An 11,158-nucleotide genomic window follows, 5' to 3' on the forward strand; every position below is an offset into this window, starting at 1 on the left:
ATAGCAAGGGAGGCAGAAATTGACGACACCAGCCATTCTCGAAGGCGTGCGCGTGATCGACATGACGAGCGTCGTGTTCGGCCCCTATGCGACGCAGGTCCTCGCCGATCTCGGTGCCGATGTGATCAAGGTCGAAGCGCCTGGTGGCGACCAGTTCCGCTATTCCGGTAAGCCCGCAAACACGCGCGGCATGTCTCCCGGCTTCATGGCCCTCAATCGCAACAAGCGCTCCATCACGCTTGATCTGAAATCGGAAGACGATCGCGCCACAATGGCCGACCTTCTGCAGACAGCGGATATCTTTATCCATAATGTCCGCCTTGGCGCCATTGAGAAGCTCGGCTTCGGGCCGGACCAGGTCAAGGCGATCAAGGACGATCTCATCTACATTCATTGCGTCGGCTTTGGATCGGGCGGCCCCTATGACGGGCTGCAGGCCTATGATGATGTGATCCAGGCCGCATCTGGCACAGCAACATTGGCAGGCCGCGTCGATGGAACAGGTGAGGCGCGTTACCTGCCCTCCCTCATCGCCGACAAGGTGGCCGGCCTGAACGGCGCACAAGCGGCGCTTGCCGCCTATATCCACAAGCTTCGCACCGGTGAGAGCCAGTTCGTCGAAGTGCCGATGTTCGAGGCCTTCACCCAGTTCATGCTGGCAGAACATCTCGGCGGCCTCACTTTCGATCCGCCCAATGCCGATGCCTGCTACCCCCGGCAGATTGATCCGGACCGGCAACCGTTCCCGACAGCGGACGGCTATATCAGCATCGTCCCCTATACGCCGCAAAGCTGGAGCGTCGTCTTTGATGTTGTAGAGGATCCGGGCTTTCTGGAGCAGCCAGGCTTGCAGACCGTGAAGGAACAATTCTTCAACCAGCACAGGCTTTATCAGCGTCTTGCCGAGCTTACACCGCACCGCACCACCGCTGACTGGACCGAGCGCTTCCGGGCGGCGCGCATCCCCTGCATGCCCGTACGTGACATGGCCGACATGCTTGAGGATCCGCATCTGAAAACGACGGGTTTCTTCACCCGCCGCGAACATCCGAGCGAAGGCGGCTGGTACGACATGACAAGCCCGGTCCGCTACGGGGCCGGCACGGCGCCGCAACACACCTCACCGCCACTCATCGGCGAACACAGTGATGAAATAAGGTCAGAACTAGAGACCCAGAAGGAGAAGCAATCATGACGGAACGAACAGGGCAGTGTCTTTGCGGAAACGTCAGTTACACACTGAAAGCAGATCCAATCGTGACGGCCGTCTGTCACTGCAAGCACTGCCAGCGCCAGGCCGGAAGCGCCTTTTCCGTCGTTGTCCTTGCACCGACCAATTCAGTCGAAATCAAAGGCGAACTGAAGACCTACCACGACACGGCTGACAGCGGAGCAGCGCTCGACCGGAAATTCTGCCCCGACTGCGGATCGGCCATGTTTTCGGCTCAACCCGACAAGGCAGACACCATCATCATCAAAGCGGGAAGCTTCGACGAAACGGACTGGCTCAAACCCGTCGCTCATGTCTGGTGCGCGAGCGCCCAGCCCTGGGTCGAAATCAGCGACAAGGTCGCAAAGTTTCCAGGAAACGCCCCGGGCGGCTAGGCCGAAGAAGGCGGCATATGCCGCTTTAGGAACCTCAGTATGGCTTCGTTGAAAGCATCATTCTTGTCACCGGCCACCATGTGGCCAGCTCCGCTAATATCCGCGACTTCAATCGATGAAATACGCGCGCGAAAGTCTTCGACCGTCTGGTCTGTGACAACGTCACTGTTCAGCCCTCTGACAAGCAGCACGGGCAGCCCCTCGGCCGACTCAAGCCCCCAAAAAGTATTGGCCATCAAAGCCCGTTCCTGATCCAGATTTACGTCCAGCATTCCCGGGTCCCAGTGCCAGTACCAACGGCCATCTGCACTTTGCCGCATATTGCGCTTCAAGCCTGATACATTTTTTGGGCGTGGGCGCGAATGGTTGTAAGCGGCAACCGCGTCAGCGGCTTCATCTATAGATCTGAAGCCGCCCAGTCCTGCCTTCATGAAGTCGACAACGCGCTGCATGCCGGCTCTTTCCGCGTTTGGGGAAATATCAACGAGGATCAATGCAGAAGGACGAAATCCAGCGCTCACCCCGTAAAGCGCACTGCCACCCCCCATCGAAGCGCCGACGACCGCGACGGACTTGTTGGGGGCCATCTGGTGGATGATCGCCTCAAGGTCAGTCCAGCGCCGGCTTAGCGGATACTTGTTGTCCGCCGACCAGTCGCTGTTCCCATGCCCGCGAGCATCGAAATTGATAACTCGATACCCTTTCTCCACGAGCTTGCGAAACGCCCCGGACCAGGAATGGCGGGTCTGCCCTCCGCCGTGCGCGAGCACAACAACAGGGCCTTCTGGCGGACCATCAACGTCAGCAACCAGCTGAACACCGTCGTCCATATCTAAAATTCGTTTTTCGGCCATCGTTCAGGGACACTCCAACCGGAACACGCAACGCTCCACTTCGAAATTTGACATGATCTCAGCGCTTGGAGAATGCCTGAAGACGCTGCCCCATGTCGGGCCCGACACCTTCGCAGTGGAACACTTCATAGGCCAGCCCTGCATCCAGCGGCATGCCATCGGTCGTGTTGAGCAGGCGCTTGTAGGCAGCTGTTGAAAAACTGGAATTCTCAACGATCTGGCGGGTCATTTCATCCACGCGCTCAAGAAATTCTCCTGCGGGATACACCGCTTCGCAAAGTCCGATGTCGAGGGCGGCGGCCGCATCCAGCGTTTGCGCCGTAAACATCAGCATTTTTGCGGTTGCGATCCCGACCCGCCTCGGCAGACGTTGGCTCATTCCCCAGATCGGTGTCAGAGCCCATTTCGCATGTGTGTCGGCGAACTTTGCATCGTCCGAGGCCACGATGAAATCGGCTGCCATGGCGACTTCTAGAGCACCGGTGTAACAATGGCTGTGCACCGCCGCAATGACTGGCTGGGGCAGCAACTCGAGCATCCGGAGCGTTTCGCTATGCCACCCCTTGGACGGCACATCCTCGCCAGCCCCAATATCTCCCAGATCATGGCCAGCGGAGAAGCATCTCCCCTCACCTCGAATGACAACGCACTTCACGTCGTTGTCATTTTGCAGGTCTTCGACTGCATCGCGCAGCTCTGAAAACATGCCCACAGTCAGGGCATTCAGTTTATCTGGCCTGTTCAGGATCAGATGAACGGCACCACCTCTAGTTTCACGCTTTACGAGTTCTGCCATCTTGCGTTCCCTACTCCCTTATCAGGACTTCAAAGAAGCAAGTTATCTATAATCATTAGATTATGACAGCAAGGCCACCCGGTCGTATTTCGGACTACGCGATGCGCGCTCGAGCGGCTTGGTATTCAGCTTCAAAACGCGCCACAAGGGTAGCGGTCGGTACGATCTCCTTAATCGCGCCGATCCCCTGACCGCAGCCCCAAATATCGCGCCACACCTTAGCCTCTTGGTCTCCACCGGACTTGAAACTCATCTTTGAAGGATCTGACACCGGCAGATTGTCCGGGTCCATGCCTGCTGAGACGATCGAGGGACGGAGATAATTTCCGTGCACACCAGTAAACAGGTTGGAATAGACAATGTCTTCGGCGGAGCTATCAGCGATCATCTGCTTGTAACGTTCGTCGGCATTGGCCTCATCAGTCGCAATGAACGACGAGCCGACATAGGCGAGATCCGCCCCACATGCCTGGGCAGCCAGGATTGCATTGCCATTCGCAATCGAGCCGGATAGCGCAAGCGGTCCGTCAAACCATTCGCGAATCTCCTGAACAAGCGCAAAAGGCGAAAGCGTCCCCGCATGACCGCCTGCTCCGGCAGCAACAGCGATTAGCCCATCTGCACCTTTTTCAATCGCCTTTCTGGCGAACCTGTTATTGATGACATCGTGCATGACGATGCCTCCATAACTTTGCACCGTGCTGAAAATGTCCGTGTTTGCTGCCAGCGACGTGATTATCAGCGGCACTTTATACTTTTCACAAAGCGCTACATCGTGATCGAGCCTGTTATTCGTCTTGTGAACGATCTGATTAACCGCAAATGGGGCTGACGGGGTGTCGGGATTTGCCTTGTCCCAGGCCGCAAGCTCTTCCGTGATCTGATGGAGCCACTCATCCAGCAGCGACTCCGGACGAGCATTCAGAGATGGGAAACTTCCGACAATTCCGGCTTTGCACTGGGCAATAACGAGCTCAGGATTTGAGATAATGAATAGTGGAGATGCGATCAGGGGAAGGCGCAGCTTTCCCTGCAGGACGGTCGGTATCGGCATGGTTTGGCGCTCCGTTTGAATTGATATTGCGCGGCCCGGCCGAAAGGGTCTGGCCACATTTGGCCCAATCCAATAAACACAAAATTTGACTAGTCAATTATTTTAATAGTTTCGCAAATTGAGCGGCGCTTTTTGAAACCCAAGCAGTGCCTATCGCTGTCGCGACGAAGCCACTAGGGTCGTCAAATTCGCAATCCATGATGCGAGTCATCGGCACCAGCTTTGGAGGAATAATGGCTCTCGCTCACGCCATGCTGACCGTTTTATCCGGCAAGCCGCTAAGTGGCTACGATCTCGCGAAGACTTTCAAGACGTCCATCGGCTTCTTTTGGCATGCAAGCCCACAGCAGATTTATGCTGAATTACGGCGTTTGGAATCCAAGGAACTTATTAAGGGCAGACGCCACTCCCAGGACAAATATCCTGACAAGATCATCTGGTCGATTACCGTGGCCGGCCAGGAGGAACTGGCGTCCTTTATTGCCGCGAGCAGCAAGCCAGCGTCGATCAAGGATGACCTCTCAGTGAAAGTCTATGCTCTCGACATTGAAAATGCTCATGAAATCCGGACCCAACTCATCGAACGATTGCAGTACCATCAGGAACGATTGTCATTGTTCAGAAAGATCGAGAAGAACCTTGATCGAAACGGTCACGAAAATCCGGACACCGCAGGCCGATATATCGGTTTAAGGTCGGGCTTGCTTTATGAGCAATCGAGGATCGACTGGTGCATGGAGGCGATCGCGCACATTGAGCGGCTCACAGAAAGCGAAGGTCAATCCGGTTCGGTTTGATTGCCCGTCCGGAAGGCTGGAACCGCGAAGGCTTTTACCAGCCTGCTCAAGCTGTCTTCATCCATGCCCCCCTCACTTGAGAGGCGGCTGAGCGTGTATTGCAGGCTGAGCAACCAGTCCGCCGCATCTCGAGGCTCAATGCCTGGTGACAAATCACCCTCGCGCTGGGCTTTCAGAATGATCGGCGCCCAGCACTCGCGCGAGGCTTCACGAATGAGAGATCCCTCGCGCATGAAAGTCATTCTGCCGTCCGTCAACCGAGGAGTCACAGGATTGGACCGGGCGAAGCGCACTGACTCTAGTAGATAGGCCTCAATGAGCTCAGGAAACGACATCACTCCCACAACTGAAGCGAAAAACTTTAGATTGAACTGCTTGAGCCGATAAACAACAACCGCCTCAAGCAGCTTCTCTCGCGTTCCAAATTCTCGATAGAGCGTCACGCGAGCCACACCGGCTTCACGCGCAATGTCGGTCATGTTCGTGTTGCCGATACCCTTCCGCGTCAGGCATTTTATCGTCGCACGGATCATGTCGAGGCGCTTGTCTTCGCCTGAAACAATCGATGACGTTTCGGACATGCGATTAGCCTTTCGGTATGAGCCTCATATGACAGTTCGTTTCAAGCTCTTCCCAAGTCTGGATGTAGCACATCCAGACACCTACGCTTGCTGCGTTCGCTTCTTCCACGTCATGGGAAGGCTAAGCAAGGCGATGATTGATCCGATCTTGATTCGTTTTGGCGCGTTTTCATCCAGCTCGAAATGAGAGAAACCGGCCAGACACTCCTCAAGCAACACGCGAAGCTCCAGCCGCGCAAGCAGGTGGCCGACGCAGAGGTGCGGTCCGGTCGAAAACATGAGATGAGTTCGTGACTGCCGCTCTGCATCAAACTGGTGAGGACATCCATTCACGCTCTCATCGTAACCCGCCAGAGCCAGCGGGCACAGGACAAGATCTCCAGCCTTCAGCTTGACCCCCTCCAGCTCCACGTCCGACACGACCGTCCGAACAGTGTTTACAACACCACACGTTCGGAGTGTCTCTTCCAGAAAGCCCTTGCGAAGCTCTTCTGAACCAGCCAGGGCTTGCTGAAGCTCTGGCCGGGCGGCCAGGCGTTCAAACATGAAGCCGGCTCCATTCGCGACCGTATCGAGTCCTGCAAGAAACAGCAGAAAACACATCGATTCCAGTTCATCTTCACCGAGCCCGGCCGGGCCGGACTGCTCTTCGATCAAAGCGCTGATCAGGTCATTCTGAGGCGCCTTCCGCCGCTCACCAATCGCTTCTCTCAGATGCCCTATAATTTCGGCAGCCAGCTCTTGGCGCCGCGGCCCGTTGGGGATGGAGAACCACTCTTCAACGATCTCGCGGAACCTGTGAAACTTTGTTTCCGGCAATCCCATGAGCTTGAGAAAGACATAGACCGGCAGCGGAATAGCGATCTTGGCCATGAAGTCGCCCTGCGCCGTTTCAGCGGCCGCGTTCACCAGTTCTCTCGCCTTCGCCCGAACCTCGTCTTCCAGCGCATTCACCCGTTTAGATGAGAAGTGCTTCATCAGGATCAGTCGGTATGGCGTATGCGCAGGCGGATCCAGCGTGAGCGGTATCAGAGTGGGTTGCCCGCTGCTTTTCGGAAGAGTCAGCTGACAAGACGAGAAATGCTCTGGATCGGTCAGGATTCTGCTCATTACATCAAACCGCTTCGCGACCCAGTGGCCGCCATTGAGGGATGTAAAGAATAAATCCGGAGCCTCTTCGAGCATGCGCGCCACGCCGGCCTGAACATTATCCGTCAAATTAGACCTGCCGCTCAAACCGTACAGATCGAACTCGAAGCGCAGCGCATCCGGAACATGGGCCGGTACGTCTTGAGTTGTCTCCACGCTCATCCCTGATCTCCTCACCCGTTTATCGCCCGACTTTGTGGACGGTTAGAAAAAACTGTTGATCCATTAATCTTATGACGATAGGTATACGAGTGAAACAAAAATGCAAGTTTGATACATCGATCAAATTCGGGTCAAAACTTGGTAAAAATAAGGGAGGCGAGAAAATGCCAGAGGTTCTTACGGTCGATGAATTCATTGCTGATCCAGTGGAGTACTTTGACTGGTCGCTGACCGACATGTTCACGATGCCGGCCGAAAAAAGAAATCAATTTCAAATTGAAGGCCTGAAGATTCGGTTCGAGCAATTGCGTGATCGGATCGGATTTCTCAAAAAGCTCGCAGACAGAGACGGTATAAACAGCATCGAAAAGGTAGAGGATGTCATACCTCTCCTCTTTGATCATACGATCTATAAATCCTATCCCTCCTCCCTTCTCGAAACGAACAACTTCACCAAGATCAATTTATGGTTGAGCAAGCTGACAACCGCGAACGTTCGTGATGTAGACGTTTCCGCCTGTACGAGCATTGATAGCTGGCTCGATGTCATGGATCGCGAGACGGAGCTGTGCATCCATCACTCGTCTGGCACAACCGGAACAGTGTCCCTGTTTCCAAAGGCGAAGGCCGAACTGTCCGCCTTCACCAAACTTTATCCTCTTAGGTTTCAAAAGTTTGGCGATCCACGCCCACGCGAAGTGCAGCCGAAAGCGCATGTGATTTCGCCAAGCTTCCGTAGCGGCGGATCTGCACACTTTCGAATTAATGATGAGTATTTCAAGCGAATCGCGCACGGCGACGATGACTTCATGCACGTCGCGTTTCCCGGCCGGATGAGTGCAGACATCCTGTACCTCGCGGGTCGCATCAGGGCCGCCAAAGCACGGGGCGAACTAGACCGCCTCGAGCTTTCTCCCACCCTCATGTCCCGGCTTCAGGAGTTTGAGACTGACCAGTCGAAACGCGAAGAGCGGATGCGGGAATTTCTTGAGGAAGTAACCACTAAACTTGCTGGCGAGCGTGTCTTCATGGCCTGCGCCCCCACCTATCTCTGGCCTCTTGCCGAGCGGTCTCTTGAAAATGGCAAGTCCGGCGTCTTCGCTTCGGATTCCGTGATCTCGAGCGGCGGCGGCGCAAAGGGAATGGTTCTTCCTGACGATTGGAAAGAGCAGGTGATGAAGTTTGCGGGCGTTGACCGCCTCACCATGAACTTCGCCATGACTGAGATGAACGCGAACAATCTTCTGTGTGAGAACGGCCATTATCATATGGCCCCATGGATCATACCGTTCATCCTCGATCCAGACACGAGCGAACCGCTTCCACGAACCGGGACTGTCTCGGGTCGCCTGGCCTTCTATGACTTGCTGCCCGACACCCATTGGGGGGGCTTCATCACCGGTGATGCCGTAACGATGACCTGGGACAAGCCCTGCGGCTGCGGCCGCGAAGGCCCGTACCTGCACCAGACAATCAGTCGTTTCAGCGAACTCCAGGGGGGTGACGACAAGATCAGCTGCGCCGCATCGGCGGAAGCCCATGAAGAAGCGATGGACTACCTGGCGTCCCTTCAATCGGGCGCGTCCTGAAAGCCGTCCATCAATCAGCAGGAAAGTGTCTCACATGACCACTCTTAAAACAGCGGCGAAAACTGAAATCGCCCCAGCAGTCATTCGCGGGCAGATCATCGATACGGATCTTGTCGATTTTGGCGGACGCAATGGCGACCTGAAGTTCCGCGCGCCGGACCCGAACTCGTTACTGGGGCGCCTGCCTCTCGGCAATCCGAACCGACTTCAGGACATGTACAGCCTCAGCATGGATGAGGTCACTGACTACTTGCTGTCGCTTGGCAAAGAACTCGACATCAAAACGAACAAGCACCTGCAGTACGCGCTCGATTTGACGATCCAGACGGCACCAATGACGCCACCACTGGTTCGCAACCAGTACGCTCGTTTGCCGTCGCTGTTCACCCGCGAAGAAATCGACGATATGATCGGCCAGATCGGTCGCCCCTATCTGGAAGACTGGGTCCTCGACCGAACGACCTCAACCGGTGCCAAGCGATACGTCAAAGCCTTCGGTGCCCGCGCCATCCATATTGTTGCCGGCAACAGTCCGGTCCTTTCTGCGGTCACAGCCATGCGCAATGCGGTTGCGCGGGGTGATGCAATCATCAAGGCGCCTTCCAATGATCCTTTCACCGGGATCGCCGTCGCTCGCACCATGATCGACATGGCGCCAGACCACCCAATTACGAAGCACCTTAGCATCGCATACTGGAAGGGCGGCGACGAAGCTTTCGAGAGCAAGCTCTACCAGCCGCACAATGTTGAAAAAATCGTCGCATGGGGTGGCTTTGCGTCGGTCAAGCACATCACGAAATACATTCAGCCCGGTATCGAACTCATCTCTCTGGATCCCAAGAGGAGCATCAGCATCATTGGTCCCGAAGCGTTCGATGATGACGCTTCCATGAACCAGGTGGCGAAACGTGTCGCTGCTGACTTCGGCGCTCATAACCAGGAAGTCTGCGCCAGCGCTCGGGTCGTCTACGTCCTGTCCGGCTCCGACGATAAGGGCATCGAGCAGACCACCGAACTGGCCCGCCGCGCTTATGACAGCCTCAGAAAACTGCCCGAGCATGTCAGCACGAAGCCGAAATTCGGCATCAACAGAGACCTGAAAAGCCAGCTCGATTCGGCGTCCCTATTGGATGATTTCTATGAAGTCGTGGGCGGCGAGGATGATGATGGCGCTGTCATCGTCTCAAAACTTCCCGAACCCGTTGATTTTGCGCCAAGCCTCACAAATCGCGTGGCCAATTTTGTGCCCGTCGACTCGATAGAGGACGTCTACCCACGAATTGACGCTTACTGCCAGACGATTGGCATCTACCCAGAAAAGCTCGTGCCCGAAATTCAGGACCGGCTGGCATTGGCCGGCGGCCAGCGACTGGTCTCGCTCGGATATGCGGGCATGGCAGCGACCGGCTTTGGCGCGCCGCAAGACGGCGTCGAGCCTGTTCGGCGGCTCTGCAAGTTCATTTTCCGGGAAGAAGCAGATCTAGAAACGACCCCTGCCCTGTGGAAGGTCGACTGATCCCAGTCGGTAAGTGCAGCAATGATGACACCTTCGAAATCACGATTTGACGAAAACTCGACAGCACAAGAAGTGCTTGAGGGCGTCAATATGTCAGGAAAAGTCGCCGTAATTACAGGCGGCGGCGGCGGCCTGGGCTTTGAGACTGCTCGATGCCTGATGGCAGCCGGTGCTGACGTCATCATTGGCGGACGCACACCTGACAAAATTAGAGATGCCGCCGATTCCCTTGCAAAGACGTATCCGGATCTGGAGGTCCATAGCTTCACGCTTGATCTGGCCGACCTCGAAAGCGTGGATCGATTTGCCGATGACGTGATCGCTCTCGGGCGTCCCATCGATTTACTCATTGCAAATGCGGGGATCATGGCATGCCCACTGGCCCGAACGAATATCGGCCTCGAAATGCAATTTGGGACCAATTACGTCGGACACGCCTTGCTGATCAGCCGTCTGGCGTCGTCGTTACGGACCGATTCAGACACGCGAGTCGTCTGCCTGAGCTCTTCGGGTCATCACTTTTCGCCTGTCACGCTGGATGATCTCAACTTCCAGGAGCGCGACTATGACAAATGGGTTGCGTACGGACAGTCTAAGACGGCCTGCGCCCTCCTCGCGCGGAAGGTTCAGACCGACATGTCAGATCGAAACGTCACCGGTCTCGCCGTACACCCTGGCGTGATTGGCACTGGTCTGATGCGCCACCTCACCAAAGACGACTATGTCGCCTTGAGGAAACGACCCGATGCCCCCGACCCGTCCTCCCGCAAACGAAAGAATGTGGAGCAAGGCGCGGCCACCACTGTCTGGGCGGCGAGCGAACCCTCACTAAAAGGCAAGTTTGCCTATCTTGAGGACTGCCAGATCGCTCAACCGATTGAGCAGCCGAACACCGTTTCTGGCGTACTTCCGTATGCGGAAGACCCAGTTACGGCTGACCGGCTATGGGCCGAAACCGAAGAACTTATTGGGAGAAAATTACCGCTCTGAGAAGAGCGCGATCAAGGCTGCACCCGCACGCGTGCACGTACCAAAAAAAGTAACTCAAGTTGCGA

At 55.8% G+C, this 11,158-nt stretch carries 11 protein-coding genes; 6 read left to right on the top strand and 5 right to left on the bottom strand.

Going from position 1 to position 11,158, the window contains the following annotated elements:
• Positions 1 to 19 precede the first annotated feature (19 nt).
• Both WNY37_RS15330 and WNY37_RS15335 read left to right on the top strand, forming a co-directional pair.
• Positions 20 to 1,195, top strand: coding sequence for a CoA transferase (locus WNY37_RS15330; protein WP_342974269.1), 1,176 nt, complete (start codon positions 20 to 22; stop codon positions 1,193 to 1,195).
• On the top strand, positions 1,192 to 1,605 hold the full coding sequence (locus tag WNY37_RS15335) for a GFA family protein (protein WP_342974270.1): 414 nt from the start codon (positions 1,192 to 1,194) through the stop codon (positions 1,603 to 1,605). Before WNY37_RS15330 ends, WNY37_RS15335 begins: the two co-directional genes overlap by 4 nt.
• On the opposite strand, the gene WNY37_RS15340 is transcribed toward WNY37_RS15335, so the two are convergent.
• From WNY37_RS15340 to WNY37_RS15350, 3 genes are all read right to left on the bottom strand, one after another.
• Complete coding sequence (locus WNY37_RS15340) at positions 1,602 to 2,459, bottom strand: alpha/beta hydrolase (protein WP_342974271.1); 858 nt, start codon at positions 2,457 to 2,459, stop codon at positions 1,602 to 1,604. The genes WNY37_RS15335 and WNY37_RS15340 overlap by 4 nt on opposite strands.
• A 58-nt stretch (positions 2,460 to 2,517) precedes the next feature.
• Positions 2,518 to 3,255 (bottom strand): enoyl-CoA hydratase/isomerase family protein, encoded by a 738-nt coding sequence (locus WNY37_RS15345; RefSeq protein ID WP_342974272.1) that lies wholly within the window; start codon positions 3,253 to 3,255, stop codon positions 2,518 to 2,520.
• A 94-nt stretch (positions 3,256 to 3,349) separates the two neighbouring features.
• Entirely contained in the window at positions 3,350 to 4,309 is a 960-nt protein-coding gene (locus WNY37_RS15350) for a nitronate monooxygenase family protein (protein WP_342974273.1), read from the bottom strand.
• A gap of 197 nt (positions 4,310 to 4,506) precedes the next feature.
• Here WNY37_RS15350 and WNY37_RS15355 point away from each other — a divergent pair, with 197 nt between their 5' ends.
• Positions 4,507 to 5,106 carry a PadR family transcriptional regulator gene (locus WNY37_RS15355; RefSeq protein WP_342974274.1) on the top strand — a complete coding sequence of 200 codons (600 nt, stop codon included), beginning with the start codon at positions 4,507 to 4,509 and terminating at the stop codon, positions 5,104 to 5,106.
• On the opposite strand, the gene WNY37_RS15360 is transcribed toward WNY37_RS15355, so the two are convergent.
• The gene (locus tag WNY37_RS15360) at positions 5,088 to 5,687 is read right to left on the bottom strand and encodes a TetR/AcrR family transcriptional regulator (RefSeq protein ID WP_342974275.1); all 600 of its coding nucleotides are present in this window, start codon (positions 5,685 to 5,687) and stop codon (positions 5,088 to 5,090) included. The two genes, WNY37_RS15355 and WNY37_RS15360, sit on opposite strands and share 19 nt — an antisense overlap.
• An 81-nt stretch (positions 5,688 to 5,768) precedes the next feature.
• A complete protein-coding gene (locus WNY37_RS15365; RefSeq protein ID WP_342974276.1) occupies positions 5,769 to 6,998 on the bottom strand; it encodes a cytochrome P450 in 1,230 nt (409 codons plus the stop codon).
• 164 nt (positions 6,999 to 7,162) lie between these two features.
• Between WNY37_RS15365 and WNY37_RS15370 the strand changes: the two genes are divergently transcribed.
• The 3 genes from WNY37_RS15370 to WNY37_RS15380 are packed head-to-tail and all read left to right on the top strand — an operon-like array spanning position 7,163 to position 11,093.
• Complete coding sequence (locus tag WNY37_RS15370) at positions 7,163 to 8,587, top strand: hypothetical protein (RefSeq protein ID WP_342974277.1); 1,425 nt, start codon at positions 7,163 to 7,165, stop codon at positions 8,585 to 8,587.
• A 34-nt stretch (positions 8,588 to 8,621) separates the two neighbouring features.
• Positions 8,622 to 10,103, top strand: a complete 1,482-nt coding sequence (locus WNY37_RS15375; RefSeq protein WP_342974278.1) for an acyl-CoA reductase — start codon at positions 8,622 to 8,624, stop codon at positions 10,101 to 10,103.
• 21 nt (positions 10,104 to 10,124) lie between these two features.
• The gene (locus WNY37_RS15380; protein WP_342974279.1) at positions 10,125 to 11,093 is read left to right on the top strand and encodes an SDR family NAD(P)-dependent oxidoreductase; all 969 of its coding nucleotides are present in this window, start codon (positions 10,125 to 10,127) and stop codon (positions 11,091 to 11,093) included.
• Positions 11,094 to 11,158 lie beyond the last annotated feature (65 nt).

This window comes from Henriciella sp. AS95 (assembly GCF_038900055.1).
GTDB lineage: Bacteria > Pseudomonadota > Alphaproteobacteria > Caulobacterales > Hyphomonadaceae > Henriciella.